Genomic DNA, 21,622 nt, shown 5'->3' on the forward strand with positions numbered 1-21,622 from the left:
GGCCGGGGGGCGAATGTCCCCCGGCCTTTTCAATTGGTATTGGCGGTGCTGCCGTCCTGGGCCTCCAGCTTGAACCATTTCAGCATCCGTTCCAGCGTGCCGCTGCTTTTGCCCAGCGGGCGGTGCTGCAGGAAATAGCTGTGCGCGCGGTCCGACACCGTTGGCCCCAGCCGCAGCACCTCGCCGCGGGCCAGCGCGTCATCCACGATGCCGGTCCAGCCCAGCCCGACGCCTTCGCCGCGGCGCACGGATTGCAGCAGGAAAGGGTAAGCGTCGAATTCGGCCGAGGGGTCAAGCCGCGGCGGCGTCAGACCGGTCAGGATGAACCAGCTCTCCCAGGTCAGAAAATTCGAGGCGCCGGGATCGAAGTGCAGAAACAGCTCCGGCGGCAGGCTTGAGATGCCGAATGCGGCCTCGGGGTGTTCCCTCAGGAACTCGGGACTGCAGATCGGGAAGGTCTCCGCCGGGATCAGCGGGAAATAGGGGCGGTCTGGCATCCGCGACGGGTCCCAGACCACCGCCGCATCCAGGCGCGACAGGTCGATGTCGCCCAGCTGGTCGGTGGTCACCACCCGCACACGGCTGCCGCCAAGGTGTGTGCGCAGGTCCGAGTAGCGCGGCATCAGCCATTGATCGGCAAATCCGAAGGTGCAGGCCAAGGTCACCTCGCCCGGATCGGGGGCGGCCAGTACCTCGCTCCAGGCCTGATCCACATGGCCCAGTCCCAGCGCCACCGCATCGGCTAGTCTTGCGGCATTGGCAGTGGGCGTGATCCGGTTGTTGTTGCGCTCAAACAGCGGCTGGCGCAGCCGGTCCTCCAGCGTTGCGATATGGCGCGAGACCGCGGGTTGGCTGAGGCCCAGTTCGGTAGCGGCGCGTGAGAGACTGGCATGGCGCACAGCGACCTCCAGCACCATCAGGGCATTCAGCGAACCGGCAGTGGGGCGTATCATGAGTTCCATCAGGAAATATTAGGGACTGCATATGTTTTTGACCAGTGGATATTGCCGGGGGCCAAGATAATCTGTGGCGGAATGACCTATCCAATGGACAACAGGCGAGACTATCCCATGCCGCAGCGCCCCCTTTCCCACATTCGCGTTCTCGACTTCGGCCATTACCTGGCCGGCCCCCTGACCGGCATGATGCTGGCTGACATGGGCGCCGAGGTGATCCGCATCACCCCGCCCGGCGGCACCGGCTTTGACGGCCCGGCCTTCGACATGCTGTCGCGGGGCAAGCAGACACTGGAGCTGGACCTGAAATCGGACGAGGGCCGCGCCACCGCCATCGAACTGGCCAAACGCGCAGATGTGGTGATCGAGAACTTCCGCCCCGGTGTAATGAGCCGCCTCGGCCTGGGGCCCGAGGTGCTGCGCGCCGCCAATGATCAGCTGGTTTATCTTTCGATGCCGGGCTTTGCCTCCACTGATGCGGAACTGGCGGACCTGCCGGCCTGGGAGGCGGTCATCGCGGCCTACACCGGCCAGTTCACCGACATGGGGCTGAACCGCCGCCTGATGGGCATCAACCCGTCCTTCTCGCCGCTGACTCTGGCCTCGGCCTATGGCGCGAGCTTCGGCGCCATGTCGGTGCTCTTTGCCTTGAACGCGCGGGAACAGAACGGCGGCGACCACATCGAAGTGCCGCTGGCCGCCGCGCTGCTGGAAGGGCTGGTCTATAACTGCGAGCAGATCGAAGACTACCCCGAACGCTACAAATCCCCGCGCGAGGTGGAGCTGGACCGGCGCGAGGCCGAAGGCCTACCGATGAACCTGGCGTTTGAGGAGCTGTCGGAATTCCTCGACCCGTTCTACCGCACCTACACCTGCGCCGATGGGCGCGGTTTCTATGTGGTGAGCGGCTCGGTCGCCACCCACCCGCGCCGGGTGCTGGAGACTTTGGGACTGAAGGAGCTGGCCGACGAGCTGCCGGATTTCTCCGCCTATCTGGACACCAAGGACTGGCCCGCGGAATGGTCGATGCGCAATTACCCGGTGGGGCCGTCCGACCGCGAACGCGTGTCCACGGCGATGAAACAGGCCTTCCTCACTAAGCCCTCGCATGAATGGGAAGAGCTGTTCGGCACCGCCAAGGCGCCCGCTACCGCACAGCGCTTCACCAAGGAATGGCTGCATGACCCGCATGCTTTGGCCTCCGGGCTGATCCTGCAGGTAGAGGACGCCAAACACGGGCTGATGCAGCAAATGGGCAATGTGGCCTGGCTGTCCGGCGATGAGGCAGCCGCGCAGAAATCCAGCGCGGCGGAGGCGGATCTGGCGGCGCTGCTGGCGGAACCTGAACGCGGCGGCGCCAGCAGCCGGGAGGGCTGGGGCTGGCTCGACGGGCTCAAGGTTGTCGACCTCACCAATGTGATCGCCGGGCCGACCATCGGCTCGACCCTGGCCCGCTATGGTGCCGAGCTGACCCTAGTGCAGGCGGTGGAGCCGTCGGTGGACCCTTGGAACACTGTTGTCTTCGGCATCCACGCGCAGCGCGGCAAGGAGAGCATCCTGCTGAACCTGCGCACCGATGAAGGGCAGGAGGCGCTGGCACGGCTGATTGCGGATGCGGATGTCGTCACCATGAACGGCACCGACGAGCAGCGCGACAAACTTGGCCTTTCGCCGGAGCGGCTGGCCGCGATCAACCCGCGCCTGATCCTGGTGCAGCTGGATGCCTTTGGCGGCCCGATGCGCGGACCGAAATCCGACCACCTCGGCTATGATGACCTGGCGCAGGCGGCCACCGGCGTGATGGTGCGTTTTGGCGGCGGCATGGAGACGCCCGAGGAACACGCCCATTTCGGCACCATTGACGTGCTCACAGGCTTCTGCGCCTGTGTAGCGCTCGGCGGCGCGCTGCTGCGGCTCAAGGAAACCGGCAAGGGCGGCGTGGCGCGCGCTTCGCTGGCAGGCGCCGGCAACCTGATCCAGGCGCAGTTCATGTATGACCACGAGGACCGGACGCCCTTCGACGAACCCTCGGGCCGGGGCGCCTTGGGATGGGGGCCGTTCTACCACTGCTACCAGGCAGCCGACGCCTGGTTCTTCTTCGCCGCCCCCACCGAGCGCGGCGCTGCGCTGGCGCGGGTGCCGGAACTGGCGGATCTGGCGGAACTGCCGGAAGAGCAATTGCATGCGGCCCTGTCAGACCGTTTTGCGGCACGGCCGCTTGCCCATTGGCGTGCAGCCTTCGCCGAAAGCTCAGCTGCCGCGGTGCCGCTGTCCTCGCTGCACGAAACCCGCGACGCGGCGCTGCAGCTGGAAAGCGAAGGCAGCATCGATCTGTCTGAGGCCACTTTCCGGGTGATCCGCCACGACCAGCACCCGATGGGCCGCTGGTGCGATTTGGTGGCGCCCAATGCGGTGCGCCCGCAGGCAGGCCGCATCAGCATCCCCGGCCCGGCGCCGAAATACGGCGAGCACACACGGGCAATCCTGGCACGGCTGGGCTATTCCGAAGACCAGGCCAATGCGATGATCGCCAGCGGCTCTGCAGGCGAAAGCTGGTCGGAGAAATACATGCCTGAATGAGCTGGGATTTCCGTCTGCGGGAAACAGGGAGGGGCGTCCTGGCCGGGCGCCCCTTTGTCTTTGCGGGAATTGCATGGAATGGGCAATTCTCTGCCGCAAAAGGCGTACAACTTCCGGTTTCTGGATTGAAATGTGAAACCGTAATATACTGACGTCTCATGCCGAATAAGCTTGCAGCCGGGCCTTGGGAGGGGCCGGGCGGCGGTGAAAGGGGGCGGGATGCTGATTGCGATCGTGCTTGTGCTGATCGTGGCGGGATCTGTCGCGTTCCATCTGTACAGTCCGTGGTGGTGGACGCCGATCGCGTCGAATTGGGACTATATCGACAACACGCTGGTCATAACCTTCTGGATCACCGGCGCCGTGTTTGCGGCGGTGATCCTGTTTATGGCTTATTGTGTGGGGAAGTACCGGCACCGGCCGGGGCACCGGGCGGAATTCGATCCGGAAAACAAGAAGCTGGAATGGTGGCTGACCGGCGTGACTGCCGTGGGGGTGGCAGCGATGCTGGTGCCTGGGCTGTTTGTCTGGCACCAGTTCGTCACCGTGCCTGACGAAGCCACCGAGCTTGAGGTCTTCGGCCAGCAGTGGAGCTGGGCCTATCGGCTGCCCGGCGAGGACGGGGTGCTGGGCACTGCGGATGCGGAATGGGTGGATGGCGAAAACCCTCTGGGCATCAACCCGCACGACCGGTTCGGCAAGGATGACATCATCGTCGAGGGCGGCGAGGTCTATCTGCCGGTGGATCAGCCGGTGAAGCTGCTGCTGCGCTCGATCGACGTCCTGCACAATTTCTACGTGCCCGAGTTCCGCGCCAAGATGGATATGGTGCCGGGCATGGTCACCTATATCTGGTTCACCCCGACCCGCACCGGCGCCTTTGAAGTGCTCTGCGCCGAATATTGCGGCACCGCGCATCCGTTCATGCGCGGCTATGTCACCGTGGTGGAGCAAGAGGAATACCAGGAGTGGCTGCAGGAGCAGCTGACTTTTGAGGAATACGCCGGCAACGCCCGGGCAAGCGCCCCGGTGCAACTGGCGGAGAACTGACCGGCACCGCGCCGGACACATAGGCCTGACCGGGCCGCCCCCCTTCTGCGGCCCCGATGGCCCGGCGTGCTGATTGCCGCCGGACTGGGGAGGAAACACGGGAGGAGGAAGGAATGGTAGACCGCGGTTCTGACGAACAGATGCAGCTGCCGCCGCGAGAGGTGGCCGATGTTATGCCGCCGCATGCACACAGCTGGATCGGCAAATATGTCTTCTCGCAGGACGCCAAATACATCGCCATCCAGTATTCCGGCACCGCTGTGGCCATCGGTCTGGTGGCGCTGGTGATGTCCTGGCTGATGCGGCTGCAGTTGGGATTTCCCGGCACCTTCGACTTCATCACGCCTGAGGCCTACTACCAGTTCGTCACCATGCACGGGATGATCATGGTGATCTACCTGCTGACCGCGATCTTCCTCGGCGGTTTCGGCAACTACCTGATCCCGCTGATGGTCGGCGCCCGCGACATGGTGTTCCCCTTCGTCAATATGCTCAGCTACTGGATCTATCTGCTGGCGGTGCTGGTGCTGGTTGCCAGCTTCTTTGTCCCCGGCGGCCCCACCGGCGCCGGCTGGACGCTCTACCCGCCGCAAGCCATCCTCTCCGGCACCCCCGGCGGCGCCCAAAGCGGCATCATCCTGATGCTGCTGTCGCTCATTCTCTTCATCATTGGCTTCACAATGGGCGGGCTGAACTATGCGGTGACCGTGCTGCAGGCGCGCACCCGCGGCATGACGATGATGCGGCTGCCGCTAACGGTCTGGGGCATCTTCACCGCCACTGTCATGGCGCTTTTGGCTTTCCCGGCCTTGTTTGTCGCCTGCGTGATGATGCTGTTCGACCGTCTGCTGGGCACCTCTTTCTTCATGCCAACCCTGGTCGAGCTCGGCGAAAAGCTCAGCTACGGCGGCGGCAGCCCGATTGCCTTCCAGCACCTGTTCTGGTTCTTCGGCCACCCCGAGGTCTATATCGTGGCGCTGCCTGCCTTTGGCATCGTCTCCGACCTGATTGCCGTGCATGCGCGCAAGAACGTGTTCGGCTACCGGATGATGGTCTGGGCCATCGTCATCATCGGCGCGCTCAGCTTCATTGTCTGGGCGCACCATATGTATGTCTCGGGCATGCATCCGTGGTTCGGCTTCTTCTTTGCCACCACCACGCTGATTATCGCCATTCCAACCGCGATCAAGGTCTACAACTGGGTGCTGACGCTGTGGAAGGGCGACATTCACCTGACCATTCCGATGCTGTTTGCGCTTGGGTTCATCGTGACCTTTGTGAACGGCGGGCTGACGGGGCTGTTCCTCGGCAACGTGGTGGTTGATGTGCCGCTCTCGGACACGATGTTCGTGGTCGCCCATTTCCACATGGTCATGGGGGTTGCACCGATCATGGTAATCTTCGGCGCGATCTACCACTGGTACCCCAAGATGACCGGCCGCATGCTGAACGAAGCGATGGGCCATATCCATTTCTGGGTCACCTTTATCGGCGCCTATGCGGTGTTCTTCCCGATGCATTACGTGGGCCTCGTTGGCGTGCCGCGGCGCTACTTCGAGATCGGCGAGCCCGATTTCCTGACTGCACCGGTGGATGGGCTGAACGCTTTTATCTCCTCCGCGGCGCTGATCGTGGGGGCCGTGCAGGTGCTGTTCCTGTTCAACATCTTCTGGAGCCTGCGCCACGGGCGCGCGTCCGGCGGCAATCCCTGGCGGGCAACTTCGCTGGAGTGGCAGACGCCAGAAACCCCGCCAAGGCACGGCAATTGGGAGGAACTGCCCAATGTCTACCGCTGGGCCTATGACTACAGCGTGCCCGGTGCGCCCGAGGATTACATCGCCCAGAACGATCCCTGGGTCTCAAACAGTGAGGACACACGGCTGTGACGGTCATCCTCGCCTTCCTGGCGCTGGTCGCCCTGGCTGCGGGCCTGTGGCTGTCGCAGCAGCATCTGGCCTCTAAGCCCTGGCTGGAAACCGGGATTGCTCCGCTGGCGGGCCACGGCCCGGGCAAGGCGCCGGGCTTCATCTTCATCGTCGTGTTCCTGGCGGTGGTGGGCGGGCTGTTTGCCATGCTCGGCAGCGCTTTTGTCATGCAGATCGACGAGACCCCTTGGGAGCTGGTGCCGCTGCCTACCCGGGTCTGGCTGAACACCGGGCTGCTGCTTTTGGCGAGCCTCTTTCTGCAATTTGTGGTGATCTCGGCCCGGGCCGGCACCGCGCGCTGGCTCAATGCCAGCTTGATTTCCGCCAGCATCGCCACACTCGCCTTTCTGGCGGGGCAGGCGCAGGTGTGGATTGAACTCACTGCGGGCGGCTACCGGCTCGACGGCACCCCGGCGGCGAGCTTCTTCTATCTGATCACCGGCCTGCACGGGCTGCATATGCTGGGCGGCATCGTCGCGCTGGCATGGGTGGCACTGCGCCACGCCGGGGCAGGGGACGTCAAGGCGCTGCTGCCGGGGGTGCGGCTTTGCGCGCTCTACTGGCACACGCTTCTGGCGTTTTGGCTGATGCTGTTTGCGCTGCTGCAGGGCTGGGGCAACGCGTTTCTGGCGCTCTGCCGCGCCGCCGTGGGTTAAGGGAGGGGAGAGATGGAGAGCAAACTTCAAGGCCAGGACCAGACGCTGCTGCAGCAGGGGCACAGCGGCTTTGCCGCCGACTGGGGGTCGGACCAGCGGGTGTTCAAGAAGGTCTCCTGGGGCAAGGCGATGATGTGGATTCTGCTGCTCAGCGATACCTTCATCTTTGCCTGTTTCCTGGTCGCCTATCTGACCGCCCGCAGCTCCACCACCGTTGAATGGCCCAATGCGAGCGAGGTCTTTGCCCTGCATATCGGCGGCGCCAACCTGCCGCTGATCCTGATTGCCATCATGACCTTTGTGCTGATCACCTCCTCCGGCACCATGGCGATGGCCGTCAACTGTGCCTACCGGAAGGCGCGCAAGGCTACAGCTCTTCTGATGCTGGCCACCGCCGCGCTGGGCGCGGCATTTGTCGGCATGCAGGCGTTTGAATGGTCTAAGCTGATCTCCGAAGGCGTGCGCCCCTGGGGCAACCCCTGGGGGGCCGAGCAGTTCGGCGCCAGCTTCTTCATGATCACCGGCTTTCACGGTACCCATGTCACCATCGGCGTGATCTTCCTGATCATCGTGGCCCTCAAGGTCTGGCGCGGGGAATTCGACCGCGATCAGCGCAGCTGGATGTCGGCAGGCAACGGCGACTACGAGGCAGTCGAGATCATGGGGCTCTACTGGCACTTCGTCGACCTGGTCTGGGTCTTCATCTTTGCATTCTTCTATCTGTGGTAGGGGGCCGCCATGACTGACACACCGCACGCAATGGAGACCAGCGCCATGGCACATGACGAAGGGCAGCAGCATCCGATCAAACTCTACTTCGTGGTCTGGGTGCTGCTGTTCGTGCTCAGCGCCGCGTCCTACTGGGTGGACTATGCCCAGCTGCAGGGGCTGCTGCGCTGGAGCCTGATCCTGATCTTCATGACCCTGAAGGCCGGGCTGATCATTGCCGTGTTCATGCATATGGCCTGGGAGCGGCTGGCGCTGATCTATGCCATCCTGCTGCCGCCCTTGGCGATGATCGGCCTCTTGGCGATCCTGATCATCGAGTCGGATTACACAGCTGAGACCCGTGTGATCGAATTCGGACAGGGGGCGGCCGCCGCAGAGTAATAAACCCAGACGTCAATTCCACCCCCGTCCGGCCGGCAGGCCGGGCTGCGCCCGTCCCGCGCCTCCAAGGGGCGGGCGCCACATTTCCGTTTTTCTCCCTTCGGCAATTTCGGGCAGGCGCAAAGGAAAGACGCCCCGGTTTCCCGGAGCGCCCTGTGACTGTAGGGGAGTTGGCTTACGCCGTCAGATCGAACCGGTCGGCGTTCATCACCTTGACCCAGGCCGCCACGAAGTCCTGCACAAAGGCGGCTTCACCGTCACCCTGCGCATAAACTTCGGCCAGCGCCCGCAGCTGCGAGTTGGAGCCGAACACAAGGTCGCAGCGGGTGCCGGTCCATTTGACATCACCGCTGGCGCGGTCGCGGCCCTCATAGGTGCCGTCTTCCGCCGGTTTCCACTCCACACCCATATCAAGGATGTTGGCGAAGAAGTCGGTGCTCAGCGTGCCAACCCGGTCGGTGAACACACCATGGGCAGAGCTGCCATGATTGGCGCCAAGCACCCGCAGGCCGCCAACCAGCGCCGTCATTTCCGGCGCGCCCAGCGTCAAGAGCTGCGCCCGGTCGACCAGCATCTTTTCAGCCGGCACGCTATAGGCCGCCTTCTGGTAGTTGCGGAAACCATCTGCCTCCGGTTCCAGCACAGCAAAGCCCTCGGGATCGGTCTGCTCCTGGCTCGCGTCCGTGCGGCCCGGGGTGAAGGGCACCTCAACCTCGTGCCCGCCCGCTTTGGCCGCGGCCTCGACGCCTGCCGAGCCCGCCAGCACGATCAGATCGGCCATGGAGATCTTCTTGCCGCCCGCAGCAGCGCCGTTGAAGTCGCTCTGGATACCCTCCAGCACACCCAGCACACGGGCCAGCTGCTCCGGCTGGTTCACGTCCCAGTCTTTCTGCGGCGCCAGCCGGATGCGGCCGCCATTGGCGCCGCCGCGATGGTCCGAGCCACGGTAGGTCGAAGCAGAGGCCCAGGCGGTCGAGACCAGTTCGGAAACCGTCAGGCCGGAAGCCAGAACCTTGGCCTTCAGATCCGCCACATCCGCGGCATCCACCAGTGCGTGGTCCACTGCAGGAACCGGATCCTGCCAGATCAGCTCTTCGCTGGGCACTTCATCGCCGAGATAGCGCGCCACCGGCCCCATATCGCGGTGGGTCAGCTTGAACCAGGCGCGGGCAAAGGCGTCGGCGAACTCCTCAGGGTTCTCGTGGAACCGTTTGGAGATCGGCCCGTAGATCGGGTCAAAGCGCATCGACATATCAGCCGTGGTCATCATGGTGGTGACCTTAGTCGAGGGGTCATGCGCCTTGGGGGCCATGTCCTCTTCCTTCACGTCCACCGGGTGCCAGACGATATTGCCGGTGCCGGTGGTGGCCTGTTCCCACTCATAGCCGAACAGCAGGTCGAAATAGCCGTTGTCCCAATTGACCGGGTCCGCGGTCCAGGCGCCCTCGAAGCCCGAGGTTGTGGTGTCGTCGCCCTTGCCGCTGCCATAGGCGTTGGCCCAGCCAAAGCCCATCGCCTCCATCGCCGCGCCTTCAGGTTCCGCGCCCACGTCCTCTTCGGGGCCGGCGCCATGGCCTTTGCCGAATGTATGCCCACCGGCGACCAGCGCCACGGTTTCCTCGTCGTTCATGCCCATGCGCCCGAAGGTGTCACGCACATCAAGGCCGGAGGCGAGGATATCCGGGTTGCCGTCCGGGCCCTGCGGGTTCACGTAGATCAGACCCATCTGCACGGCGCCCAGCGGGTTTTCCAGCTCGCGGTCGCCCGAATAGCGGCTGTTGGCCTGGTCGCTGGTGGCCAGCCATTCGGTTTCAGAACCCCAATAGACGTCTTCCTCCGGCTCCCAGACGTCCGCGCGTCCGCCGCCAAAGCCAAAGGTCGGCCCGCCCATCGATTCAATGGCGACATTGCCTGCCAGGATCATCAGATCTCCCCAGGAGATCCGGTTGCCGTATTTCTGCTTGATCGGCCACAAGAGGCGGCGCGCCTTATCCAGGTTGCCGTTATCGGGCCAGGAGTTCAGCGGCGCAAAGCGCTGCTGCCCGGTGCCGCCGCCGCCGCGGCCATCGGCGGTGCGGTAGGTGCCCGCGCTGTGCCAGGCCATCCGGATGAACAGCCCGCCGTAATGGCCATAGTCCGCCGGCCACCAGTCCTGGCTGTCGGTCATCAGCGCTGTCAGATCGGCTTTCAGCGCCTTCAGGTCGAGCTTCTTGAATTCCTCGGCATAGTTGAAATCAGCGCCCATCGGGTTCGATTTGGCCGAGTTCTGATGCAGGATTTTCAGGTTCAGCTGGTTCGGCCACCAATCCTGGTTCGAGGTTCCGCCGCTGTCGGTGTTCAGCGCCGCACCGTGCATCACCGGGCATTTTCCTGCGGGGTTATTTCCGTCCATTCTTATCTCCGATCGTGGCTGCAAATTCAGATGTGCTACGTGGCGGAAGTCTTCCGGGACCTGTGCGGCTGCATATGCGCGGCCTCTGCGCCGTTTGGAAATGCAAACGGCCAAAGGCTGATGCCGGTCCTCCCTGTCTTCCTGAATTTGAGGCTAGCAGGGAAAATTCATTGGCTTAAGTTGCATTTTTTCATCGCCGTGATAGGAAAATCCTATGATTAACGTGACCCTCCGCCAAATGCGCTATTTCGAGGCGCTGGCCCAGCACCGCCATTTCGGCCGCGCCGCCGAGGCCTGCGCTGTGTCGCAGCCCGCTTTGTCTGTTCAGATCAAGGAATTGGAGGAGGTTCTTGGGGTGCAGCTGGTGGAACGCACCGCCCGCCAGGTCCGGTTGACCAGCTTTGGCGAGGACCTTGCCATGCGGGTGCGCGGCATCCTGCGCTCGGTGGATGAGCTGGGCGAGCTGGCCCGGGCCTCGCGCGAGGGGCTCGCCGGGCGGCTGCGGATCGGGGTGATTCCCACCATCGCGCCGTATCTGCTGCCGTCGATTGTCGGCAACCTGGCGCAGCAGCACCCCGAGGCTGACATCCGCGTGCGTGAAACAGTGACGCCCAAACTGCTGGAGGAACTGGGGGAGGGGCGGCTGGACACGGCCATCGTGGCGCTGCCGGTCTCGGAACCGGCGTTCGAGGAAGTGGCGCTGTTTGCTGAGGACTTCGTGCTGGTGCGCCCGGGAGATGACGCGGGCAAACCGGTGCCAGGGCCCGAGGGCCTGCGCGAAATGCGGCTTTTACTGCTGGAGGAGGGGCACTGCTTCCGCGATCAGGCTCTGTCTTTCTGCAACATGCAATCAGCTGCCCCGCGCGAGCTGCTGGACGGCAGCTCGCTGTCGACCCTGGTGCAGATGGTGAGTGCGGGGATCGGGGTCACGCTGATTCCCGAAATGGCGGTTCCGGTCGAGACCCGCTCGGCGGAGGTTTCGGTTGCACGCTTCCGCGACCCGCAGCCGACGCGCACCATCGGCATGATCTGGCGCCGCAGCAATCCCTTGGCGCGGCAGCTGACACAGGTGGCCGAAGTTGTGCGCCATTCGGCTGAGGTGCTGCGCTCCAGCTATATTCCATTGGGGTAGCACGCGGATCGGCCGGTGTTGAGCGGCGCCTCTGCAGCGCCGCAGTGAAGGCTTGCACGCTGCCCCTGTCATGCAACCTGCATGAGGTTTGATGCGTAAATGGCACGCTCACAACCATTTTATGGTGCTACTGTTTCCGCTGGAACAGCGCTTTGTTAACGTTTCGTTAATAATAATGAACTGAAGCAGGCATACAGGCAGATGAAAACGGGCTTTCGTGGCACGTTTGTTGTTTCCTGGTCGCAAACCGAGATCGACGGCCTTCCGGCCGCGCCGGTTGACGCTCTGGATGTGGGGGCGGCTTGGTCCTGGCACGGCGACGCTGTGCGGGTGGACGGGCCGGCAGGGCTATTGCGGCTGGATATGGCAAATGGCGAGGCAGATTTGCGCCGCCGGGCAGCGCGCTCGGTGCGCCGGCTGGTCGGTGCAGCCGTTCAGAACCGGATCGATGTTGAGGCGGTCGAGGTGGACGAACCGCTGCTCGACAGCAGTTTCGTGGTCACCAACGGGGTGCAGAGTTTCACCGTCACACTGATCGAAGTGGGGCCGGGGCAGCGGCCGCTGCTGATGTTTGTAGATGAACTGCCGCCGCGCGGCGCCGACCTGTGGGTGGTGCATCACTCGCTGGGGTCTGTTCATGCTGACCGTCCCCAGGGCGAATCCGGGGTGATCTGCTTTACCCCTGGCACCTTGATCGCCACGCCCGGCGGCCCGAAGCGGGTTGAGCAGCTGCGCGAAGGTGAAAAGGTCCAGACCCGCGACAATGGCGCTCAGGAAATCCTGTGGATCGGTTCGCGCCGGATCAGCGGCGCCCGGCTGTTTGTGATGCCGCGGCTGCGCCCGGTCCGCATCCATGCGGGCGCTTTGGGCATCGACCGGCCGGAGCAGGAACTGCTGGTTTCTCCCGACCACCGGATGCTGCTGCGCGGTGACCGGATGCAGGCGCTGTTCAACACCCCTGAGGTGCTAGTGGCCGCCGGCGATCTGGTCAATGGCCGCACCATCCTGCCGGACGCCTCTGTGCGCGAGGTGACCTACATCCATATCATGCTGGCCAACCACCAGGTGCTTTGGGCCAACGGGGTCGAAACCGAAAGCTTCCACCCGTCCAACGCCGCACTCACGGCCCTTGGCGACAGCGACCGGGCACGGCTCTTCAGCCTGCAGCCGGAACTTGCGCGCAATCCGCTCGCCTACGGTGCCTATGCACGCCGCAACCTCAGCGCCTCCGAGGCGGCGATTCTCGGCCACGAGGCGGCCTGAAGCTTTACCCTTTCCGGCCCGGGCGCTATTCAGTGCGCGGGCCATTGCAGTTTCTGCGGATTTTCCCGCAAAACCCGGCAGCGCTGTGTTGACTCTGCCCTATCCCCCTATATAAGCGCGGCTTCATTGGTGTTGGTGGCCCCCGCAAGGGGATGCCTGTCATGGGGGAGACCTCAAGAGGACAACGCCCTTCGAAACCATAAACGAAGGAGATCAGCCGTGACCAAACGCACGTCTGCCAAGTACAAAATCGACCGCCGCATGGGCGAAAACATCTGGGGCCGTCCGAAGTCCCCGGTCAACCGCCGCGACTACGGCCCGGGCCAGCACGGCCAGCGCCGCAAGGGCAAACTGTCCGACTTCGGCATCCAGCTGCGCGCCAAGCAGAAGCTGAAAGGCTACTACGGCGACCTGACCGAAAAGCAGTTCCGCCGCATCTATGGCGAAGCCGTCCGTGTGACCGGCGACACCGGTGAAAACCTGATCGGCCTGCTCGAGCGCCGCCTGGACGCCGTTGTTTACCGCGCCAAGTTCGTGGCCACCGTCTTTGCGGCCCGCCAGTTCGTGAACCACGGCCACGTGACCGTGAACGGCAAGCGCGTGAACATCCCCTCCTACCGCGTCAAAGAAGGCGATGTGATCGAGGTCCGCGACAAGTCCAAGCAGATGGTTGCCCTGCTGGAAGCCACTCAGCTGGCCGAGCGCGACGTGCCGGATTACATTGAAGCCGACCACTCCAAAATGAAAGCGACCTTCGTGCGCACCCCCGCTCTGGGCGACGTGCCGTACCCGGTTGTGATGGAGCCGAACCTGGTCGTCGAATTCTACGCCAAGAACTAAGCCGCTGCTCGCAGGGCAAGAGGCTGGAAGGGCTGTCCCATGGGGCAGCCCTTTTCCGTTGCGGCGGCGGCAGCGCAAAAGCCGGTAGCCCTGGGCCGCGCCAGCCACTATCCTGCCCGAAAACGACAGGGAGTGACTGATGAAAACCATTTTGAAGGCTGCCGCCGCATGCGCCGTACTGACGCTTGCCGCCGCTGCAAACGCAGCGCCGCTGAAACTGGCCCCGGCAGACCCGCAACCCTCTGGCGTGCAGCCGGGCTTGTCTGTGGTCTACGCCTATCCCCACGATGTGAAGACACTGGCCGAGGCCTCCTCAGCGCTGAAAATCTCCAGCGAGCCGGGCCTGCCTCTCGCCGGTCTCGACAACCGCGACACCGAAGAGGGCGAGAATACCCTGACCTCCAAGCGGGCGCTCAATGTGGTGGCGCGGATCACCGGTTACGTGAAGCTGGATCAGCCTGGTATCCATAACATCGACTTCCTGACCAACGACGGGCTACGCGCCAGTATCGGCGGCCAGGTCGTGGGAGAGTTCGACGGCCGCCAGTCCTGCGACAGCACCATCCTGACAGAGGTCGAAGTGCCTTCCGCCGGCTGGTATCCGGTCGACATCCTCTACTTCCAGCGCCAGGGCACCGCCTGCCTGCACATGCGCATGGGCCCGGACGGCAAGCGCCCGAAATGGATGAAGGACAGCGCCTTCGGCCACTAAGGCTTCGCTGCTTCTTTCTGGTCCAAATTACCCCGGGGGCGAGGCCGCAGGCCGAGGCGGCAGCGCCCCCTCCTTTTGGGTGCGCTACAACGGCAGCACCCGCCCCTCGGCAATCGCCTCCATCGCAAAGTAGGAGGTCACGCTGTCCAGCTCGACGCCGGAAATCAGCCGCTGATAGACCCGGTCATAGCTGGCCATGTCCTGGGTCACCACTTTCAGCTGGTAATCGTAATCGCCGCCGATGCGGTGGAAATCCACGACTTCGGGGATTGCCAGCACATGGCGGCGGAAGGATTGCAGCCAATCCGCCGAGTGGTGCCGGGTGCGCAAAAGCACAAACACCACCAGATCCAGCCCCAGCTGCTTGCGGTCCAGCCGCGCGGTGGACCCCTGCAGCAGCCCGCTGTCATTCAGCGCCTTCAGCCGCCGCCAGCAGGCGTTCTGAGACAAGCCGACCTGGTCGGCCAGCTCCCGTTGCGACAGGCTGGCATCCTGCTGCAGCGCACGCAGAATCGCCCTGTCAATCTGATCGATTGATTTGCTCATGAGTAGATCATATGACACAATTCTTCGACAAAATACTCAGTAATTGATTAAGCTTTCGCGCCTTCATCCGTTCACAATAGCTGCAGCAAAAACGGAGGCGCGGTATGACCCTGGCAGCATTCAAACAAACGATCCACCAGGCGGCCGTGGATGGCAGCATGGGCCAAAGCGTGATTGGCGACGGGATGGTGATCCCGGGCCTCGATAGCGAGGTGCCGCTGGTTTACGCCGACTATGTCGCCTCAGGCCGCGCTCTGCGCCAAGTCGAGGACTTCGTGGCACGGCAGGTGCTGCCATTCTACGCCAACTCCCATACCGAAGCCTCTTATTGCGGTACTCAAATGACCCGCCTGCGCCGAGAGGCGCGGGCTGAAATTGCCCGCATGACCGGCGCCACTGGGGATGATGCGGTGATTTTCACCGGATCGGGCGCCACCGCGGGCCTCAACCGGCTGGTCAGCCTGTTCGGCGTGAACGAGGCAGACCGGCCGGTTGTTTTCATCGGCCCTTATGAGCATCACTCCAACATCCTTCCCTGGCGCGAAAGCAAGGCTGAGGTGGTGGAAATCCCGGAAGCCCCCGGAGGCGGAGTGGATCTCGAAGCCTTGGAGCAGGCGCTGCAGGACCACGCAGGCAGCGATCTGAAAATCGGCAGTTTCTCGGCGGCCTCCAACGTGACCGGCATCATCACAGATCCGGATCCGATCAGCCGCCTGCTGCACGCCCACGGCGCGCTGGCCGTGTGGGATTATGCCGGCGGCGGGCCCTACCTGCCGATTGACATGGGGGCCAAAGGGGCCGCGCGCAAAGACGCAGTGGTGGTCTCGCCGCACAAGTTCCCGGGCGGCCCCGGCGCCTCGGGCGTACTGGTCGTCAACATTCAGGCGGTGCGCCGCCGCTGCCCCTCCTGGCCGGGAGGGGGAACGGTCAGCTTTGTTTCCCCTTGGCGGCATGAATACAGCGGCGACCTGGCGACTCGCGAGGAGGCGGGCACCCCAAATGTGATCGGCGACATCCGCGCCGCACTCGCCTTCCTGGTCAAAGAGGCCGTCGGGCAAGAGCAGATCGAAGCCCGCGAGGCCCAGTTCGCGCAAATGGCTTGGGAGGGCTGGTCCGGCAACCCGCGCCTGCGGATCCTTGGCCAGCGCGACGCGCACCGGCTGCCGATCTTCTCTTTCCTGGTCTCGGACGGGGCAGGGGCCCCGGTGCATCAGCAGCTTTTCACCCGGATGCTGAGCGATGTCTACGGTATCCAGGCCCGCGGCGGCTGTGCCTGTGCCGGCCCTTATGCGCACCGGCTGCTGGACATCAGCCAGCCGGAATCTGAAACGTTGTTTTCGGAGCTGCAGGCGGGTGAGGAGATGAAAAAACCCGGCTGGGTGCGGCTCAACTTCTCTTACCTGATGGAGCCGCAGACAGCGCAGTACATCATTGACAGCGTCAACGATCTGACCCGCCGCGCGGCAGAACTGGCGCCGCGCTACAACGTTGATCCGGAAACCGCACGGTTCAAGGCGCTGGTGGCCTGAGCCATATGGAACGTGTGCTTTCCCGGGGCGGGGAAGCACCTCACATACCCGTGATATGTAGGTATCCGCACCGGCCGATTAAAGGGGGAAACTCTATTCTAAATCCCCCGGGACAGCGCTAACAGGCCGTGGCAGGCTTTGACTGTAGTAAAAAGTCGGAGCTGTGTTATGGCCCTCAAGCTGTCCGCCCCGGTGGGCGACAAGAAACGTATTACCAAGCCGGACCCCAAGACCGGCGAAAGCAAATTCAAACCCGTTAAGAACAATCCCGCAGACGTCGAATTGGTGCGTTTGATGCTCAAGGCGAACGGTTATTCCGTTGAGGTCAGCACCAAATGCGATGCCGGGCTGATCAAGACCATCCGGGACTTCCAGAAGAAGAAACTGGGCTTCCGCAAACCCGACGGCATTGTCGACCCCGGCATGCGCACCTGGAACGCAGGACTGCCCAAGCTGGCCGCGCAATACGCCGCGGATACCAAAGTCGAACGCGTCGAGGTCGTTGAGAACGGCAAAACCAAACTGATCACCGTGGCGGAGTATGAGGCGGGCCAGGAGGAGCTGCGCCGCAAGCTTCTGGCTAAGGCTGAGATGATGTACGGCCAGGCGGAATCATGGGTCGATTTCTGCAACGAAGTGGAAAACACCCGGCAGGGCAACGAGACTTTCCTGAACGCTTTGACGGAATTTGCCGTCAGCATGGTCAACCACAAGACTGATCCGCCCTGGACTGCGATCCTGAATGCGCGATCCGAGGCAAGCCTGCTCAAGACGCTGACCAGCAAGAAGAAACCGGACTGGAAGAAGGTCTATAAGCAGGACGTGAAGGCCTCGAAGGCCTATAACACCGGCGGCAAGGCCTTTAAGAAATTCATCGACCAGCGCATCAGCACCGCCGGCGCCATTGTCTGGAAACTGGAAGTGGTGCGCGAGGTGTCCTTTGCCGTGGTCGAAACCTATATGACCGCCCGTCTGGTGGCGACCAAGGGCATGTCGCCGGCCAAGGCCCACGCCATTGCCGCCGCGAGCACCGAAGCGCTGAAATCCAGCGCAGGCCAGCTGGGTGAGCATCTGGCGGGCAACAAGGTGACCTGGGACGGCGCCGCCAAGAAAGTCTTCATCGACAGTTTCATTGCCGGCCTCGCAGGGGCTGCGGGCGGCAAGCTGACGGCCAAGCTTTCAGCGGGCCTGGCGGACGATCTGGCCAAGGCGGCTGCCAAAAAACTCTCGCGCGAGCTGCCCAAGAAGGCGGTGAAGGCCTTCTTTGAGAAGTTCCTGAAATCCAAGGCAGGCGAAGCCATGGTGACCGAGGCGCTCAAGGAAACCATTGGCCTCGCCAAACCCTTGATCGAAAAGGGCCGCCCGCCCAACACCAAGGAGATCAAGGAGAGCATCGCCAAGATTCTGACCGCAGGTATCATGTCGGCCGGTGCTGGCAAGGCGCTGGAGAAGTTCTCCTCAGGCTTCACCTCGGCGGCCGAAAAATTCCTCAAGACCAAACTGGCGCCAGCCGCCATGGAAGGCGCGGTCAAGAAGGACCTGATCGCAAAATACGGCGTCAAGGCCACCGAGGATTTCATCAAACTGCACGGCGACGCGATCTACGGCGAGATTGCCAAGCAGATCTCCGGCAAAACGCTCAGCAAATATGCGGGTGAGGCCTTGAACAGCTCGGACGGCTCGCAGTCGGCCGGCACCATGCAGAAGCAGGCCAACGAGGCGATGCGCAAGGACATGGAACTGCGCAAGGAGATCCAGAATATCATCATGGCAGAGGCCAAGCGCAAGATGCCCAAGACAGCAGGCGCGCATTAGGAAGCCAGATCCTGATGCGCTCTGCCAGCGCCGGGGGCTGCCGGGAGGGGGCGGCAGCATTTGGGGAAGCACCATCTTGGTGCTTCCCCACCGGCGTTTGGGCCGCTATGACGGGCTGGAATTAAGGAGCCCGTAATTATGACCCAACTCACACCGCAGCCCGGTATCATGGACATCGCTCTGTACCAGGGCGGGGCTGCCCATGTGAAAGGGGTGAGCAATGTTGTGAAGCTCTCCTCGAACGAGAACCCCCTTGGCCCCAGCCCGCGCGCCATCCAGGCGATGCAGGAGGCGGCGGCCAATATGCACCGCTATCCCGGTTCGGACCACGCGGCGCTGCGGCAGGCGATCGGCGAGGTTCACGGGCTGGAGCCGGAGCAGATCATCTGCGGCGCGGGCAGCGACGAGATCATCGCTTTCCTGTGCCAGGCCTATGCCGGCCCGGGGGATGAGGTGCTTTACACCGAACACGGCTTTGCCATGTACCGCATCAGCGCGCTGGCGGCCGGAGCGACTCCGGTTGAGGTCAAGGAACGCGAGCGTGTAACGGACGTGGACGCGCTGCTGGCAGGCTGCACCGACAAGACCAAACTGGTTTTCATCGCCAACCCCAACAACCCCACCGGTACCATGATCAGCGAGGCTGAGGTGGCGCGTCTGGCCGACGGCCTGCCCGAAGGCGCGCTGCTGGTTCTGGACGGCGCCTATGCGGAATATGTCGAAGGCTTTGACGCCGGCGCCGCGGTGATTGCTGCACGCAGCAACGTCTTCATGACCCGCACCTTCTCCAAGATCTACGGGCTGGGCGGTGCGCGCATCGGCTGGGGCTACGGCCCCAAGGAAATCATCAATGTGCTGAACCGGGTGCGCGGGCCGTTCAACGTCTCCAGCACTGCGCTGGCCGGGGCGGAGGCCTCGGTGCGCGATGTGGATTACGTGGACCAGTGCCGCGCCGAAAACGCCAAATGGCGTGCCTGGCTGGCGGGAGCCCTGGCTGAGCTTGGCGTGCCGTCTGATGTTTCCAGCACCAATTTCATCCTCGCGCGCTTCAGCAGCCAGGCTGAGGCCGAAGCCTGCGACAGCTACCTGCAGTCGCAGGGGCTGATCGTGCGCCGGGTGGCGGGCTACAATCTCCCCACGGCGCTGCGCATCACCATTGGTGACGAAGCTTCCTGCCGCCGGGTAGCGGAAGGGGTGAAGGCGTTCAAAGAGGGCCGGGCATGAGCAATCAAGTGTACGGGCGCGTGGCGCTGATCGGGCTGGGCCTGATCGCGTCCTCGATGTTCTGGGCGATCAAGCGCGCAGGCCTCGCCGGTGAAGTCACCGGCTTTGCCCGCAGCGAAGAAACCCGCGAGACCGCCCGCAAGATCGGGTTGTGCGACCGTGTCTGCGACAGCGCGCAGGAAGCGGCGCGGGGCGCCGATCTGGTGGTGCTGTGTGTACCTGTCGGTGCCATGGGCCCGGTGATGGAAGACATTGCGCCCGTATTGAAGCCCGGCGCCACGGTTTCAGATGTGGGCTCGGTGAAACGCCATGTGATCGATGCGGTTCAGCCGCATATCCCCGAAGGCGTGCATTTCGTGCCCGCCCACCCGCTGGCAGGCACCGAGCATTCCGGCCCCGAATCCGGCTTTGCCGAGCTGTTCGACAACCGCTGGTCGCTTCTGGTGCCGGTCGAGGGCACCGACCCGCAGGCAGTGGAACAGCTGCGCAAGCTGTGGGAAGGCATGGGCGCCAATGTTGATGTGATGGACGCTGACCACCATGACTTGGTTCTGGCCGTCACCTCGCACACGCCGCACCTGATCGCCTATACCATGGTCGGCGTCGCGGATGACCTGCGCCGGGTGACCGACAGCGAGGTGATCAAATACTCTGCTGCCGGTTTCCGCGACTTCACCCGGATTGCCGCCTCGGACCCGACCATGTGGCGCGACGTATTCCTGACCAACAAGGATGCCACGCTGGAAATCCTGGGCCGCTTCACCGAGGAGCTCTTTGCGCTGCAGCGGGCGATCCGCACCGGCGACGGCGAGCATTTGCACGATTATTTCACCCGCACCCGCGCCATCCGCCGCGGCATTATCGAGGCGGGCCAGGACACGGCCGCGCCCGACTTTGGCCGGGGGCCGCAGAAGTGATCCGTGCAAGCCTGTTGCTGCTGGCAATCACATGCGCCGGTGCTGTTGCGGCCGAAAACCCGGGGCAGCAGGCCGCAGAACCGGTGGTTTTTGCAGCTCTGGCACCGTCGGTTGCAACCCTTCCGGAGCTGCCGCAGATACCTGGTGTGCAAACCCGGGAAACCAAGGTCCTGTTCGGCAGCCGCAAACGCCGCAAAGGCGCAGTTTGCGGTGATATTGATATCAAAGGCGTGGAAGCAGGCGACATCGCCGGCACTCTGCCGGGCTGCGGTGCCAGCGATGCGGTGCGGGTGCGCGAGATCTCAGGCGTGCGGCTCAGCCAGTCGGCGCTGATGACCTGCGGTACCGCCAAAGCCCTGAAGAAATGGATCGGCCGCGAGGTTGAAACTGCCTTTGGCCGCCGCAACAAGGTGGTGTCCCTGCGCGTCGCCGCCCATTACGCCTGCCGCACCCGCAACAACCGTCCCGGAGCCAGGATTTCCGAGCACGGCCGGGGCAAGGCCATCGACATCTCCGGCTTCACGCTGGAGAGCGGCGAGACCATCACGGTGCTGGACGGCTGGAAGCAGCGCAAGACCCGGCGCAAGCTGAAGAAAATCTGGAAAGCTGCTTGCGGTCCCTTCGGCACCGTGCTTGGGCCTGAAGCCGACCGCTACCACCGCGATCACTTCCATCTGGACATCGCCCGCCATCGCGGCGGCGCCTATTGCCGCTAGTCCTCCTTCTTCCTCTTGCCCAAAATATCCTGGAGCGCGAGGCAGAGCCTCGCATCCGAACGGCTGCTCCTGGCCCCAACGTTCTAGAAAAACCGGCCCGGCGGTCTCCCGCGCCTGAAAGTGCCCTGCGGGCCCATTACAGCCTTGGGCCGGGCGCGCTGCGCGCGCGAGGGTCTGCTGAGAAGCGCTTCAGGGGCAAACCTGCCCTGAAGCGCCTTGCCAAGTATGCTGAAGTTTGCCTGTAAAGGGTGAACGGCGC

18 protein-coding genes are annotated in these 21,622 nt (G+C 63.6%); 15 read left to right on the forward strand and 3 right to left on the reverse strand.

The genetic code is table 11. From position 1 onward, the window contains the following. Positions 1–29 precede the first annotated feature (29 nt). Positions 30–962 (reverse strand): LysR family transcriptional regulator, encoded by a 933-nt coding sequence (locus RA19_RS27630; RefSeq protein ID WP_039159365.1) that lies wholly within the window; start codon positions 960–962, stop codon positions 30–32. 84 nt (positions 963–1,046) lie between these two features. Here RA19_RS27630 and RA19_RS02765 point away from each other — a divergent pair, with 84 nt between their 5' ends. The 6 genes from RA19_RS02765 (at position 1,047) to RA19_RS02790 (ending at position 8,277) form a co-directional block, all read left to right on the forward strand. After that, a complete protein-coding gene (locus RA19_RS02765; protein ID WP_241479010.1) occupies positions 1,047–3,536 on the forward strand; it encodes a CoA transferase in 2,490 nt (829 codons plus the stop codon). A 219-nt stretch (positions 3,537–3,755) separates the two neighbouring features. Next, positions 3,756–4,586 (forward strand): cytochrome c oxidase subunit II, encoded by an 831-nt coding sequence (locus RA19_RS02770; protein WP_039159367.1) that lies wholly within the window; start codon positions 3,756–3,758, stop codon positions 4,584–4,586. A gap of 113 nt (positions 4,587–4,699) precedes the next feature. Further along, on the forward strand, positions 4,700–6,472 hold the full coding sequence (locus RA19_RS02775) for a cbb3-type cytochrome c oxidase subunit I (protein ID WP_039159369.1): 1,773 nt from the start codon (positions 4,700–4,702) through the stop codon (positions 6,470–6,472). Next, entirely contained in the window at positions 6,469–7,167 is a 699-nt protein-coding gene (locus tag RA19_RS02780; RefSeq protein WP_039159370.1) for a cytochrome c oxidase subunit 3, read from the forward strand. Before RA19_RS02775 ends, RA19_RS02780 begins: the two co-directional genes overlap by 4 nt. A 12-nt stretch (positions 7,168–7,179) precedes the next feature. Next, a complete protein-coding gene (locus RA19_RS02785) occupies positions 7,180–7,896 on the forward strand; it encodes a heme-copper oxidase subunit III family protein (RefSeq protein ID WP_039159372.1) in 717 nt (238 codons plus the stop codon). Positions 7,897–7,905: 9 nt separating this feature from the next. Further along, on the forward strand, positions 7,906–8,277 hold the full coding sequence (locus tag RA19_RS02790; RefSeq protein WP_039159374.1) for a cytochrome C oxidase subunit IV family protein: 372 nt from the start codon (positions 7,906–7,908) through the stop codon (positions 8,275–8,277). 175 nt (positions 8,278–8,452) lie between these two features. Here RA19_RS02790 and katG read toward each other — a convergent pair whose 3' ends face one another. Further along, positions 8,453–10,669, reverse strand: a complete 2,217-nt coding sequence (katG, locus tag RA19_RS02795; protein WP_039159376.1) for a catalase/peroxidase HPI — start codon at positions 10,667–10,669, stop codon at positions 8,453–8,455. Between the two features lie 214 nt (positions 10,670–10,883). Here katG and RA19_RS02805 point away from each other — a divergent pair, with 214 nt between their 5' ends. From RA19_RS02805 to RA19_RS02820, 4 genes are all read left to right on the forward strand, one after another. After that, entirely contained in the window at positions 10,884–11,801 is a 918-nt protein-coding gene (locus tag RA19_RS02805; protein WP_039159380.1) for a LysR substrate-binding domain-containing protein, read from the forward strand. Between the two features lie 201 nt (positions 11,802–12,002). Next, positions 12,003–13,064, forward strand: a complete 1,062-nt coding sequence (locus RA19_RS02810; protein WP_039159382.1) for a Hint domain-containing protein — start codon at positions 12,003–12,005, stop codon at positions 13,062–13,064. Positions 13,065–13,283: 219 nt separating this feature from the next. Further along, on the forward strand, positions 13,284–13,904 hold the full coding sequence (gene rpsD, locus RA19_RS02815; protein WP_039129266.1) for a 30S ribosomal protein S4: 621 nt from the start codon (positions 13,284–13,286) through the stop codon (positions 13,902–13,904). Between the two features lie 139 nt (positions 13,905–14,043). Next, complete coding sequence (locus tag RA19_RS02820) at positions 14,044–14,616, forward strand: PA14 domain-containing protein (protein ID WP_039159383.1); 573 nt, start codon at positions 14,044–14,046, stop codon at positions 14,614–14,616. 84 nt (positions 14,617–14,700) lie between these two features. Here the strand turns inward: RA19_RS02820 and RA19_RS02825 are convergent, their stop codons facing one another. Beyond that, a complete protein-coding gene (locus RA19_RS02825) occupies positions 14,701–15,162 on the reverse strand; it encodes an Lrp/AsnC family transcriptional regulator (RefSeq protein WP_039159384.1) in 462 nt (153 codons plus the stop codon). 104 nt (positions 15,163–15,266) lie between these two features. Between RA19_RS02825 and RA19_RS02830 the strand changes: the two genes are divergently transcribed. The 5 genes from RA19_RS02830 (at position 15,267) to RA19_RS02850 (ending at position 21,363) form a co-directional block, all read left to right on the forward strand. Next, positions 15,267–16,691: an aminotransferase class V-fold PLP-dependent enzyme gene (locus RA19_RS02830; protein ID WP_039159385.1), complete on the forward strand. Its 1,425-nt coding sequence runs from the start codon at positions 15,267–15,269 to the stop codon at positions 16,689–16,691. Positions 16,692–16,859: 168 nt separating this feature from the next. Further along, a complete protein-coding gene (locus RA19_RS02835; protein ID WP_039159388.1) occupies positions 16,860–18,506 on the forward strand; it encodes a hypothetical protein in 1,647 nt (548 codons plus the stop codon). Positions 18,507–18,644: 138 nt separating this feature from the next. After that, positions 18,645–19,730 carry a histidinol-phosphate transaminase gene (gene hisC, locus RA19_RS02840; RefSeq protein ID WP_039159389.1) on the forward strand — a complete coding sequence of 362 codons (1,086 nt, stop codon included), beginning with the start codon at positions 18,645–18,647 and terminating at the stop codon, positions 19,728–19,730. After that, complete coding sequence (locus RA19_RS02845) at positions 19,727–20,647, forward strand: prephenate/arogenate dehydrogenase family protein (protein WP_039159391.1); 921 nt, start codon at positions 19,727–19,729, stop codon at positions 20,645–20,647. The genes hisC and RA19_RS02845 overlap by 4 nt, the downstream gene beginning before the upstream one ends. Then, positions 20,647–21,363 (forward strand): extensin-like domain-containing protein, encoded by a 717-nt coding sequence (locus RA19_RS02850; RefSeq protein WP_446720261.1) that lies wholly within the window; start codon positions 20,647–20,649, stop codon positions 21,361–21,363. Before RA19_RS02845 ends, RA19_RS02850 begins: the two co-directional genes overlap by 1 nt. Positions 21,364–21,622 lie beyond the last annotated feature (259 nt).

Source organism: Leisingera sp. ANG-M1, assembly GCF_000813745.1.
Classification (GTDB): Bacteria; Pseudomonadota; Alphaproteobacteria; order Rhodobacterales; family Rhodobacteraceae; genus Leisingera.